This window comes from Mycoplasma sp. 2248 (assembly GCF_034863245.1).
Classification (GTDB): Bacteria; Bacillota_I; Bacilli_A; order Mycoplasmatales; family Metamycoplasmataceae; genus Mycoplasmopsis.
The window spans coordinates 12,190-37,485 of record NZ_JAYFFC010000002.1; the positions used below are offsets into that span (position 1 = coordinate 12,190).

General features: G+C 32.3%; 29 protein-coding genes, 1 tRNA gene, 1 other RNA gene and 1 pseudogene. 28 read left to right on the forward strand and 4 right to left on the reverse strand.

Annotated features, from left to right (window positions below; all coding sequences use genetic code 4):
- The first annotated feature begins 74 nt into the window (after positions 1-74).
- The 22 genes and pseudogenes from VBM91_RS00560 (at position 75) to rplO (ending at position 11,575) form a co-directional block, all read left to right on the forward strand.
- Positions 75-1,727, forward strand: a complete 1,653-nt coding sequence (locus tag VBM91_RS00560) for a ribonuclease J (RefSeq protein WP_323188673.1) — start codon at positions 75-77, stop codon at positions 1,725-1,727.
- An 8-nt stretch (positions 1,728-1,735) separates the two neighbouring features.
- Complete coding sequence (locus tag VBM91_RS00565; protein WP_323188936.1) at positions 1,736-2,077, forward strand: thioredoxin family protein; 342 nt, start codon at positions 1,736-1,738, stop codon at positions 2,075-2,077.
- 201 nt (positions 2,078-2,278) lie between these two features.
- Positions 2,279-2,584, forward strand: a complete 306-nt coding sequence (gene rpsJ, locus VBM91_RS00570; RefSeq protein WP_257089286.1) for a 30S ribosomal protein S10 — start codon at positions 2,279-2,281, stop codon at positions 2,582-2,584.
- Between the two features lie 33 nt (positions 2,585-2,617).
- Positions 2,618-3,241, forward strand: a pseudogene (rplC, locus tag VBM91_RS00575) (50S ribosomal protein L3); the annotation flags it as partial.
- 171 nt (positions 3,242-3,412) lie between these two features.
- Positions 3,413-4,141: a 50S ribosomal protein L4 gene (rplD, locus tag VBM91_RS00580; RefSeq protein WP_323188937.1), complete on the forward strand. Its 729-nt coding sequence runs from the start codon at positions 3,413-3,415 to the stop codon at positions 4,139-4,141.
- The gene (gene rplW, locus VBM91_RS00585) at positions 4,141-4,608 is read left to right on the forward strand and encodes a 50S ribosomal protein L23 (protein ID WP_323188671.1); all 468 of its coding nucleotides are present in this window, start codon (positions 4,141-4,143) and stop codon (positions 4,606-4,608) included. The genes rplD and rplW overlap by 1 nt, the downstream gene beginning before the upstream one ends.
- Positions 4,609-4,722: 114 nt before the next feature.
- Positions 4,723-5,568 carry a 50S ribosomal protein L2 gene (gene rplB, locus VBM91_RS00590; protein WP_323176678.1) on the forward strand — a complete coding sequence of 282 codons (846 nt, stop codon included), beginning with the start codon at positions 4,723-4,725 and terminating at the stop codon, positions 5,566-5,568.
- Positions 5,568-5,846 (forward strand): 30S ribosomal protein S19, encoded by a 279-nt coding sequence (rpsS, locus tag VBM91_RS00595; protein ID WP_257089297.1) that lies wholly within the window; start codon positions 5,568-5,570, stop codon positions 5,844-5,846. The genes rplB and rpsS overlap by 1 nt, the downstream gene beginning before the upstream one ends.
- Complete coding sequence (gene rplV / locus VBM91_RS00600; RefSeq protein WP_257089299.1) at positions 5,846-6,190, forward strand: 50S ribosomal protein L22; 345 nt, start codon at positions 5,846-5,848, stop codon at positions 6,188-6,190. Before rpsS ends, rplV begins: the two co-directional genes overlap by 1 nt.
- A gap of 1 nt (position 6,191) precedes the next feature.
- Positions 6,192-6,842 (forward strand): 30S ribosomal protein S3, encoded by a 651-nt coding sequence (gene rpsC, locus VBM91_RS00605; protein WP_323176677.1) that lies wholly within the window; start codon positions 6,192-6,194, stop codon positions 6,840-6,842.
- Positions 6,842-7,264 (forward strand): 50S ribosomal protein L16, encoded by a 423-nt coding sequence (gene rplP / locus VBM91_RS00610; protein ID WP_257089304.1) that lies wholly within the window; start codon positions 6,842-6,844, stop codon positions 7,262-7,264. Before rpsC ends, rplP begins: the two co-directional genes overlap by 1 nt.
- On the forward strand, positions 7,264-7,458 hold the full coding sequence (rpmC, locus tag VBM91_RS00615; protein WP_323176676.1) for a 50S ribosomal protein L29: 195 nt from the start codon (positions 7,264-7,266) through the stop codon (positions 7,456-7,458). The genes rplP and rpmC overlap by 1 nt, the downstream gene beginning before the upstream one ends.
- 2 nt (positions 7,459-7,460) lie before the next feature.
- Positions 7,461-7,730: a 30S ribosomal protein S17 gene (rpsQ, locus tag VBM91_RS00620; RefSeq protein WP_416234915.1), complete on the forward strand. Its 270-nt coding sequence runs from the start codon at positions 7,461-7,463 to the stop codon at positions 7,728-7,730.
- Entirely contained in the window at positions 7,730-8,095 is a 366-nt protein-coding gene (gene rplN / locus VBM91_RS00625) for a 50S ribosomal protein L14 (protein WP_257089308.1), read from the forward strand. Before rpsQ ends, rplN begins: the two co-directional genes overlap by 1 nt.
- Before the next feature lie 31 nt (positions 8,096-8,126).
- Positions 8,127-8,450, forward strand: a complete 324-nt coding sequence (gene rplX, locus VBM91_RS00630) for a 50S ribosomal protein L24 (RefSeq protein WP_416099228.1) — start codon at positions 8,127-8,129, stop codon at positions 8,448-8,450.
- Position 8,451: 1 nt separating this feature from the next.
- Positions 8,452-8,997: a 50S ribosomal protein L5 gene (rplE, locus tag VBM91_RS00635; RefSeq protein ID WP_323188938.1), complete on the forward strand. Its 546-nt coding sequence runs from the start codon at positions 8,452-8,454 to the stop codon at positions 8,995-8,997.
- A 3-nt stretch (positions 8,998-9,000) separates the two neighbouring features.
- Entirely contained in the window at positions 9,001-9,186 is a 186-nt protein-coding gene (locus VBM91_RS00640; RefSeq protein ID WP_257089315.1) for a type Z 30S ribosomal protein S14, read from the forward strand.
- Positions 9,187-9,188: 2 nt separating this feature from the next.
- Positions 9,189-9,584 (forward strand): 30S ribosomal protein S8, encoded by a 396-nt coding sequence (gene rpsH, locus VBM91_RS00645; RefSeq protein WP_257089317.1) that lies wholly within the window; start codon positions 9,189-9,191, stop codon positions 9,582-9,584.
- A gap of 5 nt (positions 9,585-9,589) precedes the next feature.
- Positions 9,590-10,129, forward strand: coding sequence for a 50S ribosomal protein L6 (rplF, locus tag VBM91_RS00650; RefSeq protein ID WP_323188670.1), 540 nt, complete (start codon positions 9,590-9,592; stop codon positions 10,127-10,129).
- A 24-nt stretch (positions 10,130-10,153) separates the two neighbouring features.
- Complete coding sequence (gene rplR / locus VBM91_RS00655) at positions 10,154-10,504, forward strand: 50S ribosomal protein L18 (protein WP_257089321.1); 351 nt, start codon at positions 10,154-10,156, stop codon at positions 10,502-10,504.
- A complete protein-coding gene (rpsE, locus tag VBM91_RS00660) occupies positions 10,504-11,133 on the forward strand; it encodes a 30S ribosomal protein S5 (protein WP_416234916.1) in 630 nt (209 codons plus the stop codon). Before rplR ends, rpsE begins: the two co-directional genes overlap by 1 nt.
- A gap of 7 nt (positions 11,134-11,140) precedes the next feature.
- Positions 11,141-11,575 carry a 50S ribosomal protein L15 gene (gene rplO, locus VBM91_RS00665; RefSeq protein WP_323176692.1) on the forward strand — a complete coding sequence of 145 codons (435 nt, stop codon included), beginning with the start codon at positions 11,141-11,143 and terminating at the stop codon, positions 11,573-11,575.
- 480 nt (positions 11,576-12,055) lie between these two features.
- On the opposite strand, the gene VBM91_RS00670 is transcribed toward rplO, so the two are convergent.
- From VBM91_RS00670 to smpB, 3 genes are all read right to left on the reverse strand, one after another.
- Positions 12,056-12,130 (reverse strand) — tRNA-Thr (locus VBM91_RS00670).
- 3 nt (positions 12,131-12,133) lie between these two features.
- Positions 12,134-12,516, reverse strand: a transfer-messenger RNA (tmRNA) gene (ssrA, locus tag VBM91_RS00675).
- A gap of 7 nt (positions 12,517-12,523) precedes the next feature.
- Positions 12,524-12,964, reverse strand: a complete 441-nt coding sequence (smpB, locus tag VBM91_RS00680) for an SsrA-binding protein (RefSeq protein WP_323188669.1) — start codon at positions 12,962-12,964, stop codon at positions 12,524-12,526.
- 167 nt (positions 12,965-13,131) lie between these two features.
- Here smpB and VBM91_RS00685 point away from each other — a divergent pair, with 167 nt between their 5' ends.
- The 5 genes from VBM91_RS00685 (at position 13,132) to VBM91_RS00705 (ending at position 21,095) form a co-directional block, all read left to right on the forward strand.
- Positions 13,132-15,621 (forward strand): valine--tRNA ligase, encoded by a 2,490-nt coding sequence (locus VBM91_RS00685; protein ID WP_323188939.1) that lies wholly within the window; start codon positions 13,132-13,134, stop codon positions 15,619-15,621.
- Entirely contained in the window at positions 15,609-16,439 is an 831-nt protein-coding gene (locus tag VBM91_RS00690; protein WP_323188940.1) for a bifunctional 5,10-methylenetetrahydrofolate dehydrogenase/5,10-methenyltetrahydrofolate cyclohydrolase, read from the forward strand. Before VBM91_RS00685 ends, VBM91_RS00690 begins: the two co-directional genes overlap by 13 nt.
- A gap of 7 nt (positions 16,440-16,446) precedes the next feature.
- Positions 16,447-17,292 (forward strand): HAD hydrolase family protein, encoded by an 846-nt coding sequence (locus tag VBM91_RS00695; RefSeq protein ID WP_323188941.1) that lies wholly within the window; start codon positions 16,447-16,449, stop codon positions 17,290-17,292.
- 143 nt (positions 17,293-17,435) lie between these two features.
- Positions 17,436-18,902, forward strand: a complete 1,467-nt coding sequence (locus VBM91_RS00700; RefSeq protein ID WP_323188942.1) for an endonuclease — start codon at positions 17,436-17,438, stop codon at positions 18,900-18,902.
- 93 nt (positions 18,903-18,995) lie between these two features.
- The gene (locus tag VBM91_RS00705) at positions 18,996-21,095 is read left to right on the forward strand and encodes an endonuclease (RefSeq protein ID WP_323188943.1); all 2,100 of its coding nucleotides are present in this window, start codon (positions 18,996-18,998) and stop codon (positions 21,093-21,095) included.
- Positions 21,096-21,177: 82 nt separating this feature from the next.
- Here VBM91_RS00705 and VBM91_RS00710 read toward each other — a convergent pair whose 3' ends face one another.
- Entirely contained in the window at positions 21,178-23,559 is a 2,382-nt protein-coding gene (locus VBM91_RS00710) for a phosphoketolase family protein (protein WP_323188944.1), read from the reverse strand.
- Between the two features lie 488 nt (positions 23,560-24,047).
- Between VBM91_RS00710 and tuf the strand changes: the two genes are divergently transcribed.
- The gene (gene tuf / locus VBM91_RS00715) at positions 24,048-25,235 is read left to right on the forward strand and encodes an elongation factor Tu (RefSeq protein WP_257089347.1); all 1,188 of its coding nucleotides are present in this window, start codon (positions 24,048-24,050) and stop codon (positions 25,233-25,235) included.
- Positions 25,236-25,296 lie beyond the last annotated feature (61 nt).

The window sequence follows — 25,296 nt, forward strand, 5'->3', positions numbered from 1 at the left end:
ATTAAAAAATTAATTAGCAAACTAATTATTCCTTACTTTTAAAACACATAATACATAATGAAAGAGAGAAAAATATGGAAAATGTAAATATTTTCGCTCTTGGAGGACAAGACGAAAACGGTAAAAACTGTTATGTTTTTGAATATAATGATGACATTTTTATAGTTAATGCAGGTGCTAAGGTGCCTTTAAATATGTCAAATGGTGTTAATACACTTATTCCAAATTTTGATTATTTAATCAAAAACAAAGACAGAATTAAAGGTTTATTCATCACAGACATTAAGAATGAAACATTCAGTGCAATCCCTTGATTGTTAATGAAAATTCCTAACCTTAAAATCTATACTTCTGCATTTAATCAAGTTTTAGTTATTGACAGAATTACAAAATACGATATTCAACTTAAAAAAGGACAAGTTCAAGTTATTAGACAAAAACTTCAATTTGGTGATTTAACAATCGTTCCTTTTGGGCTAACAGGTTCAATGCCTGGGAATATTGGGTTTAACTTCCAAACTAAAACAGGTGACTACTTATTTATGTTTAACTATGTTGAAGGTAACTTAGGAATTTATGGAAAAGTTTACTTCCCATTACTTGCAAAATACTTTGAAGGTAGAAAAATTGTGGCTATTGTTTCAGATGCTGGTAAATCAAATGTTTCAGGTAGAGGGATTGAAAAATATAATGCATATACCGAACTTGATGATATTTTCAAGAAAGCAAATCCTGATGAAAAAATAATTGTTGGTGCCTATGGTGAAGAAATGGTTACATTGCAACAAGTTTTAGATTTAGCAATCAAATACAATAGACCAGTAGTTCCATATGGAAAAACATATGCTGATTTATTAGATTTAATTTCTAAATTCTCAACAGTAGTGCCATTACCAAAATTAATTGACCACAGACAAATTAATAAACATTCAAATGCTATTGTTTTAATTACTGCATCAACTGAAAGACTTTATTCACGTTTCAATAGAATTACAGAAAATAATGACGTTTATTTAAAAATTAAACCTACTGACACTGTGATTATGTTAGCTCCACCAGTTAATGGTCTTGAGTCTGATTATGCACAAACAATGGATGAAATAGCTAAAATCACGCACAACCTATTTGATATTAGTGAAAAAATGTTCTTCTACGTAAGACCTACAAGAGATGATTTGGTTTCACTTGTAAAAGTTCTTAAACCAGATGTATTCATGCCTGCTCAAGGTTTATACAGATATTTAGTTTCAGCTAGTGAATACATTAATGATGAACTTAAGAATGTTCAAGACATCAATACACTTGTCTTAATGAATGGAAAAATAGCTCACTTTATTGATGGTAAATTATTTAGTCACAACGGAAAAGTTAAAGAAGTTGGAACTACTATTATTGATGGTTTTGGAGTTGGAGACATTTCATCTGAAGTTATTTCTGAAAGAGAATTTTTAGGTAGAGAAGGTGTTATTGTAATCAATATTATGTACGATTCGAAAACACGTAACTTAACAGGACAATTACACATTAATTATGTTGGTGTTATTGATATTTCTGAGCAAGAGCAAATGACTAACTTAATTAAACAAATCATTGTAGATGTAGTTAAATCAAATAGCTGCAAACGTATGTATGATTTAAATGAAAAATTACGTAAAACAATTAGAAAGAAAATATTTAAAGCAACTGATAAAGACCCTATGATCGCTTTATCACTTTTAGCTGTTTAGAGGTGAATATGTTTGAAAATTTAAAATGAGAAGAAGCTAAAAAAATAATTGAAGCTAATAAAGATAACGAATTAATCTTCTTGAATTTCACTACTCAATGATGTGGTGATTGTAAAATGATGAGACCTATTGTAGAGGAAATTGCTAAAGAATATGAAGGAAATCATGGAATTCGTTTCATTAATGTGGATGCTGAAGAGGCTCAATTATTTAGAGTTCCTAATACAAAATGACAAGTTTTAAAGGTTCCCACAATGATGTTACTACAAGGTCAAACTATCCAAGAAAAAGCTTATGAATACGTTCCATTTCAGATTTTAAATAACTGAATTTTAAAGAAAATTTCATAAGAAAAAGCTCCTTGATACACGGAGAGGAGTTGCTAGAAATAAAAACAGAAATTTCGGTTTCTGTTTTTTAATTTTTACTATATAATCAATAAGCAACTATAGCTATGAATTTTAAGGTTGCCAACGTGCCAAAATGTTGTTGAGGACACGTTGGGTTTTTAAAAGGAGCTATGTTCAAAATTAAGAACAAAGGAGACAACAATGAGTAAGTTAAACATCAAAGTTAAAGGGTTTGACCACGCATTAGTTGATGCTGCTGCAAAAAGAATTTATGAAATTGCAAAAGCAACAGATGCTAAAGTAAGTGGACCAATTCCTTTACCTACAAAAAGAGATGAAATTACTATCTTAAGATCTGTTCACGTTAACAAGAAAAGCCGTGAACAATTCGAAAGCAGAACACACCAAAGATTAGTTGTAATTACCGATCCTTCTGCTAAAACTCAAGATCAATTACAAAGACTTGAATTACCAGCTGGTGTGGATATTCAAGTTAAAGTTAAATAATCAAATTTAATACTCAATTTTTAAGGAGACAATATGAAAGGAATCTTAGGACGTAAAGTTGGTATGACTCAAATCTTTACTGAATCAGGAAAAAGTGTTCCTGTTACAGTAATCGAAGTACAACCAAATGTTGTTTCAAAAGTTTTAACAAACGACAAAGATGGTTACGTTGCAACACAACTTGCTACAGCTGATAAAAAAGCAAGTAGAGCAAACAAACCTGAAATCGGTCACTTTGCTAAAGCTTCAACAACACCTAAGCGCTTCGTTAAAGAAGTTCGTGATATGTCAGGATACGAACTTGGAGATTTAATTAAAGCTGACATTTTTAAAGCAGGTGAACTTGTAGACGTTACAGGTACATCAAAAGGGAAAGGGTTCGCTGGTACAATTAAAAGACATAACCAACACATCGGACCTAAATCTCACGGTGGAGGTGGAGGATCTCAACCTATTAGACAAACAGGATCACTTGGGGATATCTCAGGTAACCGTGTTTACAAAGGTATGACAATGCCAGGACACCTTGGACATGTTAAAACAACAGTTCAAAACTTAGAAGTTGTTAAAGTAGATGTAGAAAACAACTTATTATTAATCAAAGGTTCAATTCCAGGGCCTAAAAAATCATTCGTAGTAGTAAAAGAAGCGGTTAAAGGATTACCAAGCCGTGAAGAAATTAAATTAGTAAACGTTAAAGAAGCTATGTTAATGAACGAACTTATTGAAAAAGCTAAAAAATTCAACATTGAAGTTACAGTTGGAATGAACGCACAACAATTACAAGAATTAATTGATGCTGCAGAAGCAAACAAAGGAGAATAATTTATGGCAGAAACAGTTAAAAAATCTAAAACAGCTAAAAAAGCTGCTCCTAAATCAGCTCCAGCTAAAAAAGCTTCAACAAAACCAGCTGCTTCAAAATCAGCTAAAGTTACAGTTCAAAAAGACAAAAACGTTGCTAAAGTTGCTCATAAAGCAGATTTACCAGCACAATTATTTGCTAGTGAAAAAATTTATGAACAAGCAGTATTTGACTCAATCTTATCAGAGAGAGCATCAAGAAGACAAGGAACACACAAAGTTAAAAACCGTTCAGAAGTAAGTGGTTCAGGTAAAAAACCTTGAAGACAAAAAGGAACAGGTAGAGCACGTCACAGTTCTATGCGTTCACCAATCTGAGTTGGAGGGGGAAGAGCATTCGGACCTAAACCAAACAGAAACTACTCACTTAAAGTTAACAAGAAAGTTAAATTCCGTGCATTTATTTCAGCTTTAACATTATTAGCACAAGATCAAGCTGTTATCGTTGATGATTTAGCATTAGACACAATCTCAACAAAAACAGTTGCTGCTAAATTAGCTGAATTACAAGTAGCAAACTTAAAACATGTTTTAGTTGTTACAGAAAACACAATGGTTTACAAATCAGTTAGAAACTTACCAAACGTTACAGTTGTTAAAGCTAACTCATTAACAGTTGAAGCTGCTATTGCTGCTGACGTTATGATTGTTTCAAACGAAAGTCTTGAATTATTAAAAGGGAGAATTAAATAATGGAATTAACAAGAATCATTAAAGCTCCAGTTTTAACTGAAAAATCAGACATTCAAAGAGCTAAAGGTGTTTACACATTCAAAGTAGACTTCCACGCAAACAAATTCCAAATTGCACAAGCTGTTGAAACAATTTTCCAAGTTAAAGTTGACAAAGTTAGAACAATCAAAGTTGATAAAAAGGCTAAAAACGTAGGACGTTTCCACGGATTTACAAACCGTTACAAAAAAGCTATGGTTACTTTAAAAGAAGGTTCAACATTAAACTATGTTCCATCAGACGCTGAAGAAGCAGTTTTAGCTGAAACTAAAGCTAAAGTAGATGAAGCTAAAAAAGCAAAAGCTTCTAAAGCTTCAGAAGTTGAGAAAAAAGCTGCTGCTAAATTAGCTGCTAAAAAAACAACAGCTAAAAAAGCAAACACAGCAGTTAAGAAAACTACTACAAAACGTAAAGTTGGTGGAGAATAATTAAATCCGATGAACTTTATGTTCAAATCAAACAATTAGTTAAGGGGTTTTAGATAGTTGCTTAAAAGATAATCTTGCAAATCCCCAAATATTTTTAAGCAAAGGAGAAGACAAATGGCTATCAAACATTTTAAGCCAACTACAAATGGTCGTAGAAACATGTCTACTCTTGATTACAGACAAAACTTATCAGGTCACGCTCCAGAAAAATCACTTTTAGTGAATTTAAAAAATCATGCTGGACGTAACAACCAAGGTAAAATTACTGTTAGACATCATGGAGGACGTGTTAAAAGATTCTACAGACTTGTAGACTTTAAACGTAATAAAGATAACATCCCTGCTACAGTAAAAACTATTGAATATGATCCAAACAGATCAGCAAACATTAGTTTAGTTGTATATGCAGATGGAGAAAAAAGATACATTTTAGCTCCTAAAGGTATTAAATTAGGACAAAAAGTTGTTTCAGGAGACAACGTAGATATTATTGTTGGTAACACATTACCACTTTCAAACATTCCTGAAGGTACATTTGTACACAATATTGAAATGCAACCAGGTGCTGGAGGACAAATTGCACGTAGTGCAGGTACATCAGCTCAAATCCTTGGTAAAGATGACAATGGAAAATACGTAGTGTTAAGATTAAAATCTGGTGAAACACGTCGTATCTTAGCTCGTTGCCGTGCAACAATTGGTGTTGTAGGAAACGAAGAACACTTATTAGTAAATATTGGTAAAGCTGGAATTAACAGACACAAAGGTATTAGACCTACAGTACGTGGATCAGTAATGAACCCAGTAGATCACCCACATGGAGGAGGGGAAGGTAAACAACCAGTTGGTCGTAAAGCTCCTCTTACACCATGAGGTAAAAAAGCTCTTGGAGTTAAAACAAGAAAAACTAAGAAATCTTCAAATAAACTTATTTTAAGAAGAAGAAAGGATGCTAAATAATGGCACGTAGTCTTAAAAAAGGTCCATTCGCAGATGACCATTTACTTAAAAAAGTAGATGCTATCGTTGAAGGAAAAGCACCTAAAAAACCAATTAAAACTTGATCAAGACGTTCAACAATTTTCCCTAACTTCGTTGGATTAACATTTGCAGTTCACAACGGAAAACAATTTGTTGAAGTTTACGTTACAGATGACATGGTAGGTCACAAATTAGGAGAATTCTCACCAACTAGAACATTCTCTGGTCACGGTGCAGATAAAGGGAAGAAGAAATAATGCAAAAACAACAAGCAAAAGCTCACGTTAAATTGCAAAGAGTTAGTGTATCTAAAGCTAAATTAGTTGCAAACTTATTTAGAGGTAAAGATGTAACTGTTGCTTTAGGGTTATTACACAACACAAACAAAAAATCAGCTCCTATTTTCATCAAGTTATTAAACTCAGCTGTTGCTAACGCAACACACAACCATGGTTTAGATGCTACAAAATTATTCGTAAAAGAAGTTTATGTAAATGAAGGTCCAACTCTTAAAAGATTCCAACCAAGAAGCCAAGGTAGAGCTTACTCTATCTTAAAACGTACATCAAATTTATCAATCACATTAGAGGAGAGAAATTAATATGGGACAAAAGGTTAATCCAAATGGTTTCCGTTACGGAATTTCAAAAGCTCACAACTCACAATGATTTGCAGAAAAAGCTAACTTTGGTTCATTCTTAGTTGAAGATGCTAAAATCTACAAATTCTTTGATAAATTAGTACGTCAATACCAAATTGGTAAAGTTGAAGTAAAACGTAACGCAAACAACAAAGTTACAGTTTTAGTTCACACAGCTAAACCAGCTGCTATGTTAGGTGCTGAAGGTAAAAACATTCAAGACTTAACATTAGCATTATCAAAATTTATTAAAAACAAAAACTTAAACTTAAATGTTCAAGTTTTAGAACTTAAAAATCCAGATTTAAATGCAAAATTACTTGCAGAAATGATTGCAACAAAATTAGAAAATCGTGAAAGTTTCCGTTCAGCACAAAAAATTGCTATTAGAAATGCAATGCGTGCTGGTGCTAAAGGTATCAAAACAGCTGTTTCAGGACGTTTAAACGGAGTTGATATGGCTAGAACAGAAGGGTACTCAGAAGGAGAAATGAAACTTCACACATTAAGACAAGATGTTGATTACGCTACAGCTACTGCTAGAACAACATACGGTGCAATTGGTGTTAAAGTTTGAGTATCATTAGGTGAAAAATTGGAAGGGGATAAATAATGCTTCAACCAAAAAGAACCAAATACAGAAAACCATTCATTCAAAGACACGACAAACGTAAAGCAACAAAAGGAAACAAAGTTTCTTTTGGAGAATTTGGTTTACAAGCTGTAACATCTGCTTGAGTAACAGCTCGTCAAATTGAATCAGCTCGTATTGCTGCTACACGTAGAATGGGACGTGAAGGGGAAGTTATTATCCGTATTTTCCCTCACTTTGCTAAAACATCTAAACCAATTGGTGTACGTATGGGATCAGGAAAAGGTACTCCTGAATTATGATATACAGCAGTTAAAGTTAATACAGTTATGTTCGAAGTGTCAGGTGTTGCAGAAGATGTAGCAAGAGACGCTTTAAGATTAGCTGGTCACAAATTACCTGTTAAATGAAAAATTATCAAAAGAGAAGAAGGAGATAAATAATGCTTTACAAAGAATTAAAAAACAAATCAGTTGATGAATTAAACACATTAGTTGAACAACTTAAAGCAGAATTATTTACTTTAAGATATCAAAACGTTACAGGTGATTTAAAAGAAACACACAAAATTGCAAACATTAGAAAAGACATTGCTAAAGTTAAAACAGCTTTAAATGAAAAAAAAGGAGCTAAATAATTATGGAAAGAAACTCAAGAAAAACTTTAGTTGGAACAGTTGTTTCTGCTGGTAAAACAGCAAAAACAATCATCGTAGCAGTTGACACATACAAAAAACACCCATTATATTCAAAACGTTACAAATCAACAAAAAGATTTGCTGTTCATGATGAAAACCATGTTGCTAAATTAGGTGACATCGTTGTTATTATGGAAACAAGACCATTATCAAAAACAAAACACTTCAGATTAGTTGAAGTTAAACAAGCTGCAATCGAAGGAAATAACTAATGATTCACGAATTATCTAGAGCAAACGTTGCTGATAACTCAGGTGCTAAAGAAATCGGTGTTATTCGTGTTTTAGGTGGGTCAAAGAAAAAAACAGCAAACATTGGTGATGTTATTGTATGTTCAGTTAAAAAAGCTATTCCAAACGGCATGGTTAAAGAAGGGCAAGTTGTTAAAGCAGTAGTTGTACGTTCAGCTTACGGAATTCACCGTGACAATGGTACATACATTCGTTTTGACGATAACGCAGTTGTAATTTTAAAAGAAGATGGAACACCACGTGGAACACGTGTGTTCGGACCTGTTGCTCGTGAAATTAGAGAAAAATACCCAAAAATCGTTTCACTTGCACCTGAAGTACTTTAATTTATTTATAAGGAGATAAGTTATGAACAAAATCAAATTCAAAGTTAATGATGAAGTTATGGTTATTGCCGGTAAAGATAAAGGAAAAACAGGTCAAATCGAAAAAATCTTACGTTCAGAAAACAAAGTTATCGTTAAAGGTGTAAATATTGTTAAAAAACACAACAAACCTTCACACCAAAACCAAGATGGTTCAATTTCAGAAAAAGAAGCTCCAATCCACGTTTCAAATGTTGCATATTTAGTTAAAAAAGCTACAAAAGATAAACCAGCACAAATCTCAAAAATCGGATACAAAATTGATGACAAAGGTAAAAAAGTAAGAATCGCAAAAAGAACACAAAAGGAAATCTAATATGTTAAAAAATGTTTATTTAGAAAAAGCAGTTCCTGCTTTAAAAGAAAAATACCAATACAAATCATCAATGGAAGTTCCAAGAATCGAAAAAATTGTATTAAACATGACAGCTGGAAAAGAAATCAACAACTCAAAAGCTATTGAAGAAGTTTTAAATGAGTTAACATTAATCTCTTCTCAAAAACCATACCAAACAACAGCTAAAAAATCAAACGCTTCATGAAAACTTCGTGAAGGTATGCCTATGGGTGGAAAAGTTACACTTCGTAGAGAAAGAATGTGAGACTTTTTAGACAAATTAATCAATGTTGCAATGCCACGTATTCGTGACTTCCGTGGAGCTAATCCAAAAGCTTTCGATGGAAGAGGTAACTACAACTTAGGAATTAAAGAAGAAATCATCTTCCCAGAAATCGAATTTGACAAAATCCGTAAAATCAAAGGGCTTGACGTTATTATTGTAACTTCAGCTAAATCTGACCAAGAAGCTAAAACATTATTAGAAGCACTTGGTGTACCATTCGAAAAAAAAGGAGCTAAATAGTTTATGGCAAGAAAAGCATTAATCGCAAAAGCTAAACGTCACCCTAAATTCTCAACACGTGCTTACACACGTTGTGAATTATGTGGACGTCCACACTCAGTTTTAAGAAAATACAAAGTATGTCGTATCTGCTTTAGAAACCTTGCACACGAAGGTAAAATTCCAGGTATGAAGAAAGCGAGTTGATAATTATGTTTATTACAGATCCAATTTCAGATTTAGTTGTTAGAATCAAAAACGCTAACATTAGAAAACATAAAACTGTTTCAATTCCATATTCAACTAAAAAAGAAGCTATTGTTAAGTTAATTTTAGAAGAAGGGTACATTGCATCTTACACAGTTTCAGGTGAAGGTGTAAACAAAGAATTAGTAGTTACATTAAAATACAAGAAAAACAAACAAGCTATCGTTGACTTTAAAAGAGTTTCTAAGCCAGGTCTTAGAACTTACGTTAAAGCAGATGAAATTCCTAGTGTTTTATCAGGTTACGGTACAGTAATCATCTCTACTTCAAAAGGATTAATGACAGGAAAACAAGCTAAGGAGGCTAATGTTGGTGGTGAAATCATCGCTTACATTTGATAATTAGTATGTCTCGTGTTGGAAATAGAGTTTTAGTTATTCCTGCTGGAACAGAAGTTTCAGTTAACGGTAACACAGTTACAGTTTCAGGAAAACACGGAAAATTAGAAAGAACATTTAGTCCATTAATCAAAGTACAAGTAGAAAACAATCAAGTTACAACAGTACGTGCAAACGAAAACAAACAAACAAAACAATTACATGGAACAACAAACGCTCTTATCGCAAACATGATCAAGGGAGTTTCAGAAGGGTTCCAAATTGATTTAGAAATCAAAGGGGTTGGGTACAAAGCTGAACTTAGAGGAAATGAACTTATAGTTAACGCTGGATACTCACACCCAGTTTCAAAACAAGTTCCATCAGAATTAAAAGTTACAGTTGCTAAACCTACAGAAATTTCAGTATTTGGAATTAGCAAAGAGCAAGTTGGACAATTTGCTTCAGTAGTTAGAGCAATCAGAAAACCTAACGTGTACTCAGGTAAAGGTATTTCTTACAAAGGTGAAAAAATTAGACGTAAAGAAGGGAAAACAGCTTCTAAATAATTTAGGAGTTGCTAGGTGAATAAAATGAAAGCAAAATCAAGAAACGCAGCTAGAAAAGTTAAACATGTTCGTTTACGTCAACACATTAGCGGTACAGCTACAAAACCTCGTTTAAATGTATTCAAATCACACCAAAACTTCTATGCACAATTAATCGATGACACAAAAGGTGTTACATTAGCAAGTGTTTCAACACTTAAAAATGAAAAATACTCAGGAAACATCGCTGCAGCATCAGAATTAGGTAAATTAATGGGTGAAAAAATTAACAAATTAGGTATTACAGAAATCGTTTTTGACCGTGGTGGATATATCTACCATGGACGTGTTAAAGCATTCGCAGAAGCAGTAAGAGAACAAGGAGTTAAATTCTAATGGAAAACAAAAAAGAAGTTAAATTAGAAGCTGGAACAAAAGAAGTTACAGCAAGAAGACCAAGAACAGTTAAATCAGAAGCTACAGAAAACAAACAAGAACGTGCAAACAGAAAACCAATGAACAGAAGACCACGTCAAGCAGCTCCTAAATTCGAATCAGAATTCTCAGAAAAAGTAGTTGACATTGCTCGTGTTACAAAAGTTGTTAAAGGTGGAAGAAGATTCAGCTTCTCAGCTTTTGTTGTAGTCGGAAACAAAAAAGGTCTTGTAGGATTTGGACACGGTAAGGCAAACGAAGTTCCAGATGCTATCAAGAAAGCTGTTAAAGATGCACAAAATAACCTTGTTTCAGTACCAGTAGTTAATGGTACAGTTCCACATGAAATTACTGCTAAATTCTTAGCATCTAAAGTAATGTTAAAACCTGCTCCAAAAGGAAAAGGACTTATTGCTTCAGGAACAGTTCGTGCTGTTGTTGAATTAGCTGGATACACAGATATCGTTACAAAAACATATGGATCTCGTTCAAAAGCAAACGTTGTTAAAGCTACAGTTAAAGCATTATTAAACATGAGAACTGTTGAAGAAATCGCTGAAATCAGAGACAAAGAAGTTAAGGATTTATAATATGGCAATTAAATTAAATACTTTAAAATTCACAGAAGGTTCAAGACCAGAAAAACACCGTAAAGGTAGAGGACACGCTGCTGGAAAAGGTAAACAAGCTGGTAAAGGACAATCAGGTCAAAACAAACGTAAAGGTCACAGATTAGGATTCGAAGGGGGTCAAACACCATGATTCCGTAGAATCGGAAAACGTGGATTTAACAATGTTAACCACGTTGAATACCAAGTAATCAACCTTGCTGATTTAGAAACAAGATTTAACGACGGTGATGTAATCACAATTGAAGCTTTATTCAGTGTAAACTTAATTAAAAGAAATATGCCTGTTAAATTATTAGGAAATGGTACATTAACAAAGAAATTAACAATCGATGTACACAAAGCATCAGCATCAGCTAAAGAAGCTTTTGCTAAATTAGGTGGAACAATTAACGAATTATAATTTCTAAATTCAATCAAACATATAAGGCACTTTAGCTATTGCTAAGGTGTTTTTTTATTTTGCCCTTCTTGATAAAAACATTAAAATTTCATTAAAATAACTGCTAAATTTTAACTTTTTGCAAAATATATAAACTATTCAAATCATGCAAGTTATACAAAAGGATGGATATAAACAAAATCAAGCAAATGGCTAAAAGGTTACGCTCATTGAACTCTTTTACGACCTGTTGGTATCTTTAACCACAAGATACCGAAATTGTTGCAGCAACAACAGATGATATTGCGCCAAATGGAATTAATATTTTAGTTATTTTCACACATTCCTTTTAATAATTACAGTAGATAACTTTGCTAGCTATCCTTATTCTAAAAAATGTAAGTAAATTCTGAAAAAGGTAGACACTTAGTGATTGATTTAAAAAAGACATTAAAAAAATCACAACTTCAATAGTCATGATGTTTAAATAGATTAATCTAATGGTGCCGCTTATGAGAATCGAACTCATGATGGTTGGTTACGAGTCAACTGTTTTACCACTAGAACTAAAGCGGCTAATGGTGGAGATAAGGGGAATCGAACCCCTGTCCACAAATTGAGCATGTTGTTGCATCTACAGTTTAGAATACTTTTTATAACTGTTTTAATGATAAAGCATTCGAAAAATATTAAACAGTTTGGCTAAATTTCACATTAGTTTACCAAAGCTAATGCTATCCTTTTAAGACCAACTTTAACATAGAAAGGAGCTACATTAAAGTCACCAGATTGCATTTAATTAAGCAAAAACTGGGTTTAAGTTGTTCATTGAGAACATTGCAAAGTTTGAAACTTTGTTTTCTTTTTTAGCGTTTCCATTTAAGAAAGTCTAGAAGTAATTATAGTCTACCACACTACTGCAACAACAACACCCCAATGTATGTCGAAACCATTATATCCCCATAATGATTATTTATATGAATTGATTAGCTTATTGAGTTTTTTATTAACTTCATCTTTAATGATTTGTTGTCTTTTATCATACTTTTTAAGACCTTTAGCTAAAGCTATTTCTACTTTAATTCTTGATGAAGAATTAAAGTACATTTTTAAAGGTATGATAGTAAGACCTTGTGATTCTGTAGCAAATTTAATCTTACGAATCTCATTTTTATGAAGAAGTAATTTTCTATCTCTAAACTCATCAGCTTTTACGTGCATATATTGCTTGAAGTAAGCTTCCTTAAGATACATTTCACCTTTGTAAATTGAACAAAATGCATTTGAAATGTCAATTGAATTAGCTCTAGCTGATTTTACTTCTCAACCGAGTAATTCAATTCCTGCTTCATATTTATCAATAATTTCATAGTTGTGATGAGCTTTTTTATTTGTGCTAATTATCTTCATACAATTAAATTTTACTATATTGTTTTATAAACATTTTATTTTTTCACTTATGTGCTACCAGTAAAAGGGGTAAGGAATTTTAGCAAAATTTATTATAATTTTAATAATTATTTATATAGATATTTTTTTAAGTAAAAATACCTTGAAATTATTTAACGGAGGTATTAATGGACAAAATATATAATCACACGCTAGTTGAAAAAGACATTGATAAAAAATGACAAGCTAAGAAATATTTTCAAACTCATGATTTAGATAAAAAACCTTTCACTATTTTGTTACCACCACCAAACGTAACTGGTAAGCTACATTTAGGTCATGCACTTGATGTTTATATACCTGACACAATTATAAGATATAAGAGACTTAATGGTTTTGATGTTATGTGAGTTCCAGGTATGGATCACGCTGGAATTGCTACACAATCGAAAGTTGAGGATGTTTTATTTCAATTAACAGGTCAAACTCGCCACGATTTAGGTAGACAAGCTTTCGTTGATAAGATTTGAGAATGAAAAGCTGAATATGCAAACTTATTTAGACAACAATGATCAAAAATTGGTCTAGCACTTGATTATTCAGCTGAAAGATTCACACTTGATGCAGAAGCTAATGAAGCTGTTTCAAAAGTTTTCATTGACTTATACAACAAAGGTTTCATTTACAAAGGTGTTAAAGCAATTAACTGAGATGTTAAGTTACAAACTGCTTTATCAAACATTGAAGTTAATAATGAACCTACAGAGCAAAAAATGTACTACATCAATTATCCAATTAAGGGTTCAAACAATGTGTTGACAATTGCTACTGTTAGAACTGAAACTTTATTAAGCGACGTTGCTGTTGTATTTAATCCAAATGACTCAAGATACAAAGATTTAGAAGGACAAGTTGTAATTCACCCAATTACTAAAAAAGAATTACCAATCATACCTGATGAATATGTTGATATTAACTTTGGTTCAGGATTAATGAAACTTAGTGCACACGCTGAAGTTGATATTGATATTATAAAAAAACACAATCTTGAAATCAACGAAACAATTTCAAAAGATGGTTTAATTAACTATCCTACATTACCTGAATTCCACGGTTTAGAAAGATTTGTGGCAAGAGAGAAGATTGCACAATTCTTACAAGATAATGGTTATATTCAAAAAGTTGAAACAACAATTTCAAATGTTGGTATTTCAGATAGATCTAAAACACCAGTCGAAATTTTAGTGCTACCACAATGATTTGTTAAAATGGAACACTTCAGAGATTTAATCTTAAAAGATTTAGATTCTCCAGAAGCTGTTAAGTTCTATCCAAAACGTTTTGAATTAACTATGCGTCAATGAATGGAAAATGTTTATGATTGAACAATTTCTAGACAGCTTTGATGAGGACACAGAATTCCTGCTTGATATGACCAAAATGGTAATATGAAAGTTCAAGTTGATTCACCAGGTGAAGGATGAGTTCAAGATCCGGATGTTCTAGATACTTGATTCTCATCAGGACTTGCTCCATTTGTGTTCTTAGGATGGCCTCAAACTGATGAAAAACTAAAAAGATATTATCCAACATCTCTTTTAGTTACAGGTTATGACATTATTTTCTTCTGAGTAGCTAGAATGTACTTCTTTGGACTTGAATTTACAGGTCAAAAACCATTTGATAGATTACTACTTCACGGCCTTATTAGAGATGCGCAAGGTAGAAAAATGTCTAAATCATTAAACAATGGTGTTGACCCTATGGATATGGTTGAAAAATATGGTTCAGATGCTTTAAGATGATTCTTAATCACAAACACAACACCAGGTTTAGATATTAAATTCTCAGACGATAAAGTTGAAGCTGCTTGAAGAGTTAATAACAAGTTATGAAACATTGCTAGATACATTAATGAACTAGAAGATAATAACAATGAAGCTACTGATGCAGATAAGTGAATATTAAATCAACTTAAAAACTTATCAGTTAAGATCGATTCACTTATTGATAACTATGAGTTTTCAATCATCGGTTCAGAAATCTACAAATTTATTTTCACAGACCTTAGTGGATGATACGTTGAATTCTTAAAGAGTTCATATTCTAAAAAATCAGCTCTTGAAGTCTTAAGAAAAACTTTAATTGTGCTTCATCCATTCTTACCATTCATAACAGACAGGTTATATTCAGAAATCTTTAATGCAGAATTATTAGAACAATTATGACCTACATTTGAAGATGATCATTCAACCGATTATATAAACACAGTTATTGAAGTTGTAACTGAACTTAGAAAATATCGTGAAAATAATCAAATTTCTAAAAAAGAACTTCTTATTTATTCACTTAAAAATGACGTTCCACAAGTTGCTATTGAGACAATTAACAAAATGGTATTTGCTTTATACGAAGATAATAACGATTACTTAATAGCACTAAATGACAATGTTTTATTCATAAAACAATCAGATGAAACAAAACAAAGAAATAAAAAGCTCCTTTTAGAAAAAATTAATTTTGTTAAAGCAGAAATAGCTAGAGCAGAGCAACTTTTAAACAATGAAAGATTCGTTTCAAAAGCTCCTGCTGATAAAGTTGCTGTTGAAAAAGCAAAATTAGAAAAATATACAGATGAACTTAAAAAATATGAGGAGGAATTATCATGCAAATATTAAGTGGTAAAGAGTTAGCTAAACAAGAATTAGCTAAATTGAGACAAGAGATAATTGATCTTGATTTAGAAAGAAAATTAAGAATGGCAATTATCCAAGTAGGAGATAATGCTGCTTCAAACAAATACATAGCTCACAAATTAAGAGTAGCTGAAGATTTAGGTATTGAAGCTGAATTATTCAAATTTGATGAGGATATTTCTCAAGACAGATTACTTAAGAAAATGGACAGAATCAATGAAAAATTCGATGGAATCATTGTTCAGTTACCATTGCCTTCTCATTTACCAACTCAAGTTATTTTAGATGCAGTTCCATATGATAAAGACATTGATGGACTTACAACAAAAAATGAATTCAGATTATATAACGATACAGCTGACAAACACTTTATTCCAGCTACAGCACGTGGTGTTTTAGAGTTAATGGAACACTATGGAATTGATGTAGAAAACAAAAGAGTATGTGTTGTTGGAAGATCACATGTTGTAGGAAAACCTCTTGCACACATTATTAAAAGAAAAAATGCTAACGTTTCTACATATAATGAAGAAACAGGAATTAAAGGTATTGAAAATGCAGACATCTTAATTGTTGCAATAGGTGTTCCAAAATACATTAAAGCTCACAATGTTAAAGAAGGTGCTATTGTTATCGATGTTGGAACTAACTTAGATGACAAACTTTCGGCAGAATTATCAGGTGATGTCGACTTTGAAAATGTCAAAGATAAAGTAGCTGCAATTACACCAGTTCCTGGTGGAGTTGGACCTATGACTGTAGTTGCATTAATGAAAAACTTAGTTGACATTGTTAAATAGGAGATTAATGCAGAAACCTAAAATTATTTTTATCGATTTAGATGGAACCACATTAGATGGACCGGAAGAAAAATTCTGAATGCGTAGTGCAACAGAATTTACTAAAAAAACACTTACAGAGTTAAATAAACAAATTCCAGTTGTGGTTGCAACTGGTCGTGGTTTAAGTGCAAAAACTTCTGATATTGTTAAAGGTTTAACAGGAGAAATTACATATATAGCTTGAAATGGAGCTGTTACAATTGAGAATGGAAAAATTATTTCAGAGGAAATAATTGAATCAGAAAAAGCACAGTTATTATTTGATTTAATCTCTAAAAACTTTGCTTTTGTAACAATTGATTCAAGTCACGTATATGTAAAGAACTACTTATATTACATTATTAAATTTGTAAATAAAATTTACAAAAACTTTTCTAATAAATTCAGATGAATTACAAATGCAAAACCATACAAAGACTTTAAAAACGATTACCCTATACACAAGGCTCTTTTATCTAGTTTATCAGCTAGAAAGGCTGCTAAATTTGCTAAAAGATGAAAAGAAAAATATGGACACATATTTGAAATAGCATTTGTTGGAGAAAAAAATAAAACCTTAGAAATTACTAAGATTGGTTCATCAAAAGGTGAAGCTGAAGTTGCATATTGCAAACTTAAGGGAATTGATCCTGAAGATGCTATGCACATTGGTGATTCAATGAATGATTCAACTACAAAAGGTAAAGTTGGGACATTAATTGCAATGCAAAATTCAGTTCCTGAACTAAAGAAAATTGCTGATGAAATTACTGAATTGCCATGCAATCAATCTGGACTTGCAAAGTATTTATCTCAATTTTTAGACAAGTAAATTTTTCACAAAATATGGAATAAATTTTCCATATTTTTATTTTTTATTTGTATAAAATTATAAGTAATATAATTTTCAAATTATATTGATACATAATACAACTAAAATAATAGAAATTTTTAACCTTATTTTAAGGAGGAAAAATGAAGAAAATTTTTAAAAAATTATTTTTAACATCAAGTTTAGCAGCTAGTGCTATTTTACCAATGGTTTCACTTTCATGTAATAAAACAGGTGATAATGCAAGAAAAGAAATTGTTACACCAAAACCAGTTATTCCTGCTACACCAGCTGAGGTTTCATTAGAAAATGCAAGCAATGTATTTAAACCTATCGAAATTCCTGCTACTTCAAAAGATCAAATCTTAACTTATTTAAAAGATGGAAATAACAAATTCTTATACTTCATGAGAAATACAAATGAAATTGGTTTAAACAGAAAAACAGGACCAGCTGTTGGGGCATTATTTGAAGAAGCTATTAATGCTAAATTCCATCCAGCAAACTTTGAAGAACCAATTTTCACATACAAAAGTACAGATAGACCAAATGGTGATATTAACTTCCAATTTAATGCAAGTACAAATGAATTAACTTTAACATACAAAGCTGCAATTAACACAGGTGCTGCTGATAATAGTGGATATGAATTTTCAACTAAAACATTCACATCAAAATTTACTGTTTTCTTTAAGGAAGCACAAACTACAACAACACCAACAACAGGTGGAAACACAGGTAGTTCAAATATAACTATTACACCAGTAAATTCAAACTACTCATACAACTATGATTCAAGCAATAATTACTATGCATCAGCTAACGGAAAAAGCGGTGCAGAATTATATGCTGCATTATTAAAAATTCAAAAAGCACATTTATCAGGTGTTAGAGAATATAAATATATTCCAGGTTTCTACCAATCAAGCAACTCACCATTCAGAGATATTTACTTTGAAAAAGATAACACAATGTTAGATATTTATTCTGAAAACCCAACAGGTACAGATCCATACACATATAGATCTTACCCAACAAGTAATAATGCTTCTGGTGAGAGCTATGGAATGAACAGAGAACACGTTATTCCTCAATCTTGATTCAGTAAAGAATCACCAATGGTTTCAGACGTTCACCACATTTATCCAACAGATATTAAAGTAAACGGAGTAAGAAGTAACTATCCTCACGATTTAGTTGCAAATGCTTCTGCTAGTTGAACATCAATGAACGGTGGAAAATTAGGGACAAACTCAATTGGTATGACATCATTTGAACCAATCAATGAATTCAAAGGTGACATTGCTAGATCATACCTTTACTTCACTGTAACTTACAATGACAGAAACTTAGCAGCTACATCTCAATCAATCTTCACAAGAACAGCACCTTACATTAAAGAACACTACTTTAATACTTTTGCAAACTGAACAGCAACTGATCCAGTTTCTCCATTTGACGTTGCAAGAAATAATAAAATTGCTGCATTTGAAGGTGGATTAAGAAACCCATTCATTGACTACCCTAACTTATTAGAAAGCTTAGTTGGATCAAATCCTAAACCATTCACAAACTTAGGAGTACTTGTTTCAGCTACACAAAAGAATTAATCAAATAGGCCAAAATGGCTTATTTTTTTCACATTTTGTGAAAATTAAGGCTATTTTCTATCACTTTTTTAAAAAAGTGATAATAGTAAAGGTATGAAAAAGTTTTTAAAACCATTATTAGTATTATCATTATTTGTTACATCTACATCAGTATTATCAACTCAATGTTCACAAAAAAATCCAGAACCATCAAATCCAGTTGATGCTAACCCGACACCAGAACCTAAGAAACCAGTTACAGATCCAATAACTCCACCTATTTCAAATCCAAACACTGAACCATCAAACCCAGATCCGGTAGAACCTGAGCCAGAACCAACTGATCCACAACCTGAACCAGATCCTACTCCAACACCAGAACAACCAAAAGAACCCGAACCGGAAGATCCGGATAAAGCAGAGGATAGTGTTTATACAGGACAACCTATAAACGAATACGAAATACCTGATGCTTCAAACGTAGTTACTAACCCAATGTCTTTAACAGAAGAAAACAAGCAAGCAATTGTTTCAGGATTAAGTGCACAAGATGCAAAACTTGTCTTCAATGCTGCTGATAACACACTTCGCTTGAACAACACAAATAATACATTTGTTGCGATGTTAAATGATGACGGTATTTTTCAAGAGTTTAAACTTATTAATAAAGCATTTGCAGGAAACGAAATCACTAATGAAGAAATTACAAGCAACAAATTAATAGATGTTGATTCATTTGATGCACAAACAAACACAGTTGTAATTAGTTATAAAGTTACACAACCAGCTAATGGTTATATTGCAGTTGGAAGCAATGTGTATACTTCAACATTTACACTTGATTTTTCAGGTAACGTGGCTAAACCAGGTGAAAAGGATATAACAACTTTATATAACAATATTTTAGTTTCATTACCACTTTCAGGAGACTTAAAAACACAAGTTTTAGCTAAGTTAAATGCTCATGAAAATATTGCTTATATGTATACAGACAGAACAGTTGGATTAGATAAGAAAAAAGGACCAGCATTTCTTAAATTCAAATCAGAATTTGAAAACGATGAGTTCCAATTAGTAAATGATGTAGAAAAAGAATTTACATACAAAAATAAGAAATATCCAAATAGTTTCTTAAATTATGAATATAATGCACAAACACAAACACTAACAGTTAAATATAAATTAACAGTTAGAAATGAAGATAAGACATTTGACTACTCAAATGACAATTTATACACATCTGTTGTAAAACTTAACATTATTGAGGAGTCATCTACAGAAGAACCAGTTAATGGAAGTGATAATCCATCAACTCTACCATCATCAGGAAATGGCGCAACACCATCAAATCCAAATCCAGAACCTTCACAACCAACTCGACCAATTACGGTTAATGGTTTAAGATATGATGCAAGTAATAATTACTATGCACAAGCTGATGGTAAAATGGGTAATGAGTTATATGATGCATTATTAGCGATTCAAAGCAGACACTTTGGAGGAGTTCGCTCATATGGTGCTTTAGGAACATTCTATGATCAATATAATGCATTTAAAGATAAATATTTTGAAAAAGATAATACATTGTTAGATATTTATTCAGAAAATCCAAATGGAAGAGATCCATATACATTCCCTGATTTTCAATGAGGTGAAAGATCATCTGCAAGAGATGAAGGGCAAGGGACAAACAAGGAACACTTAATTCCACAATCTTGATTCAACAAAGAATCACCAATGGTTTCAGATGCGCACCACGTTTGACCTACAGATATTAAAGTTAATGCAAATAGAGGTAATTTTCCTCACGATAATGTAAGTGATGCAACTAAAACATCAAGAAATGGTGGAAAATTAGGAAGAAACTCAATTGGTGAAACAACATTTGAACCAATAGATGCATTCAAAGGAGATATTGCTAGAGCATATCTATACTTTACAGTTACATATAGAAATAGAAACTTAAATCAAAAATCAAATTCAATATTCTCAAGTACTAAACCATACATTAAAGACCACTATTATCAAACATACAAAAACTGAGTTTCAACAGATTCAATTTCACAATTTGATATTGATAGAAACAACGAAACAGCTAGATACCAAGGTGGATTAAGAAATCCATTTATCGATTATCCAGACCTTATTGATAGTCTTGAAGGTAGAAAACCATTTGTTAATAGAGGTATTTTAGTAGGTTTAGAAAATAGTTAATTAAAAAAGCAAAATAAAAACACCCTAGTTTGAATTACTAAGGTGTTTTTGATTATCTTTTAACACTTATAAAGTATTTGTCTTATTTTTTAAGACCTGATCATTTTCAGAATCTAACTTCGTCAATGTCAATTCCAACTTCTTTAATGTATCTGTTGTGGTATGCAACTTTTTCTTCCATTTGTTTTACGAAGTCAGCTGCTTTATCACCGTAAACTGCTTTAGCAGCTGTGATTGAGATGTGGAATCTATCCATGTGGCTCATTTGTCTAATGTCAAATGATGTTGTAATGTCTCCGTTTTCTCTGTAACCGTGAACAAATAAGTTGTGGTTTTGACGTGAGAAGAAGATATCTCTAATAAGACCTTCGTATCCGTGGAATGCGAATACAACTGGTTTGTTCTTTGTAAAGATTGCGTTGAATTCAGCATCTGATAATCCACGTGGGTCAATGCTTGGGTGACGTAATTTTAATAAATCAACTACGTTAACGAATCTAATTTTAAGTGAAGGGAATGCTTTGTTGATGTATTCTAATGATGCTAATGCTTCTAAGTTTGGTTCTGTACCTGATGCAACAACAACTAAGTCTGGTTCTTCACCTGGTTTTGTTGTAGAAGCTCAATCAATAACTTTAAGACCTTTTTCAACTAATTCTTTAGCTTCTTCTACATTGTAGAATTGGTCTCTTGGTTGTTTAGAAGCAACGATAAGGTTAATTACATCTCTTTCTCTGTAAGCTTTATCTAATACAGCTAATAATGTGTTAGAGTCAGCTGGTAAGTATTCACGAATTAATTCAGGTTTTTTGTCAGCTAAGTGACCTAAAATACCTGGATCTTGGTGTGTGTAACCGTTGTGATCTTGTTGGAATGCTGTTGATGTAGCAATAACGTTAAGAGATGGATAATCTTTTCTTCAGTGAACTTTTCTTGCTTTAGCAACTCATTTCATGTGTTGTGTAAGCATTGAGTCAACAACTCTTAAGAATGATTCGTATGAAGCAAACATTCCGTGACGTCCTGTTAATACGTATCCTTCTAAGAATCCTTCAGCTTGGTGTTCTGATAATTGTGAATCGATAACTCTTCCAACTGGTCCAATAGCTTCATCTAATTCAGGATTTACTCTTTCTAATCATTGTCTGTTTGTAACTTTAAGAACATCGTAAAGTCTGTTAGATTTAGTTTCATCTGGTCCGAATACACGGAAGTTATCTGGGTTCATTTTGATTACTTCAGCAAATCATTTTCCAGCGTTAACCATATCTTGGTCTTGAACTGAACCAGGTTTTTTGATGTCTAATGCAAATTGTGTTCAGTCTGGTAAGTTTAATGCTCTAGGGTTTACACCACCATTTGTAATAGGGTGCATTGCCATTCTTTTTGCACCTTTAGGAGCAATTTCAGCATATTCAGCTTTGAATTTAGCATTTTCATCAAATAATTCTTCTGGATGATATGAAGTTAATCATTCTTTTAATAAGTCTAATGTAGCTGGTTTTTCTGATGTAACAGGAAGTGGAACTTGGTGTGATCTAAAGCTTCCTTCATATGTTAAACCATTGTATATGTGAGGTCCTGTTCAACCTTTTGGTGTTCTAACAACAAGAGCTGGTCAAATAGGTCTTGTAGCTTCTTCAGCTGATTTTTGTCTTGCTTTTGCTTGAATCTTTTGGATTTTTTCAATAGCTTTGTCAAATGCTTTTGCCATTGGTTTGTGAATTCCTCTTTGGTCAAAAACATCAGCTTCAACAAAGATAGCTTCTCATCCAAATCCAGCTAACATATCTCTGATTTCTTTATCTGATTTTCTAGCTAAGATTGTTGGGTTTGCAATTTTTCCACCATTGATGTGGATGATTGGTAATACAGCTCCATCATTAACTGGGTTAATGAATGATGATGAGAATCATCCTGCTGTAAGTGGTCCTGTTTCAGCTTCCCCATCACCGATTACTGTAGCAGCAATGATTTGTGGGTTATCTAAAATAGCACCTGTTGCGTGTGATAATGCGTATCCTAACTCTCCACCTTCGTGAATTGAACCAGGTGTTTCAGGAGCAGCGTGAGATGCAGTTCCACCAGGGAATGAGAATCTCTTGAACATTCTTTTTAATCCCTCTTCATCTTGTGAGATTTCTGGGAATAATTCTGTGTAGCTTCCATCTAAGTATGAGTTAGAAATCATAACTTGACCACCGTGTCCTGGACCTTCAATGTAGAACATTTCTAAGTCGTATTTGTTAATAACACGGTTTAAGTGAGCATAGATTAAGTTTTGTCCTGGGATTGTTCCTCAGTGACCGATTGGGTACATCTTAACATCTTCGGCTTTTAACTCTTCTCTAAGTAAAGGGTTGTTTCTTAAAAACATTTGCCCAACTGAAAGATAGTTAGCAGCACGTCATCAAGCATGCACTTTATCTAAATAATTTTTACTATCAAATAAAGTTTTTTTCATCTTGTTTCCTTTTTTGTTTGATTTTATTTCGAAATAAATTTAAACATCAAGTTAAAACGTTTTGTAACTTAATGTATCATTATTTTACTTTATTTATTTTTTAAACAAAACCGAAAATAACCAATATTTTGCACCATCAAACTGCTTGAATTTTGCACATTTATATAATTAATTTTTAGAAATTTTTAGTATTATTTATCGCATATATTTTTATTAAATTTATTTGATGATTTTATATAAAACTGCGTCTCTAATTAGTTTCATTATTAGACAGAAATAATAGAAATTGCATTTTGTGGTACAATATAAAAACTAATTTAAATGTTATTGGAAATAATGTTTTCAAAAATTATTTTTGATAAAATTAATGTGCTAATTTAACAAATGGACAGGACCTAGATGAAAGGCTAGGCATAGGTTGGTTTTGGCGCTAAAACACAATACATTTATTAAACAATTTTATATATATAAAATAGAAAGGAAATTACATGGCAAAATTAGATTTTGATCGTAGTAAAGAACACGTTAACGTTGGAACAATCGGACACGTTGACCATGGTAAAACAACTTTAACTGCTGCTATTGCTACAGTTTTAGCTAAAAAAGGATTATCAGAAGCTCGTGATTACGCTTCTATCGATAACGCACCAGAAGAAAGAGCACGTGGAATTACAATTAACACATCACACATCGAATACCAAACAGAAAAACGTCACTATGCACACGTTGACTGTCCTGGTCACGCTGACTATGTTAAAAACATGATTACAGGGGCAGCTCAAATGGATGGAGCTATCTTAGTTGTTGCTGCAACAGATGGACCAATGCCTCAAACACGTGAACACATTCTTTTATCTAAACAAGTTGGGGTTCCTCGTATCGTTGTATTCTTAAACAAAGTAGATATGCTTGAAGGTGAAGAAGAAATGATCGAACTTGTTGAAATGGAAATCCGTGGACTTCTTTCAGAATACGGATTTGATGGAGACAATGCTCCAATCATTCGTGGATCAGCTCTTAAAGCATTAGAAGGTGATGCAAAATACGAAGAAAAAATTATGGAACTTATGGATTCAGTTGATTCATACATCCAAACACCTGTTAAAGAATTTGACAAACCATTCTTAATGGCTGTTGAAGACGTTTTCACAATTACAGGACGTGGAACAGTTGCTACAGGACGTGTAGAACGTGGAACACTTAAATTAAACGACGAAGTTGAAATCGTTGGATTAAAACCTACTAAGAAAACAGTTGTTACAGGAATCGAAATGTTCCGTAAAAACCTTAAAGAAGCACAAGCTGGAGATAACGCTGGATTATTACTTCGTGGAGTTAACCGTGATGAAGTTGAACGTGGACAAGTTTTAGCTAAACCAGGTTCAATCGTTCCTCACACAGAATTCGAAGCTGCTATTTACGTTCTTAAAAAAGAAGAAGGAGGACGTCACACTCCATTCCTTAAAAACTACAAACCTCAATTCTACTTCCGTACAACAGACGTTACAGGGGGAATTGAATTCGAACCAGGACGTGAAATGGTTATGCCAGGGGAAAATGTTAACTTAAAAGTTAAATTAATCGCACCTATTGCTGTTGAAGAAGGAACAAAATTCTCAATCCGTGAAGGTGGACGTACAGTTGGTGCAGGAACAGTTACAAAAATTGTTAAATAATTTGACTAATTGTTTTTCACAAATAATTTCAAATACACAGATTTAGGTCTGTGTATTTTCT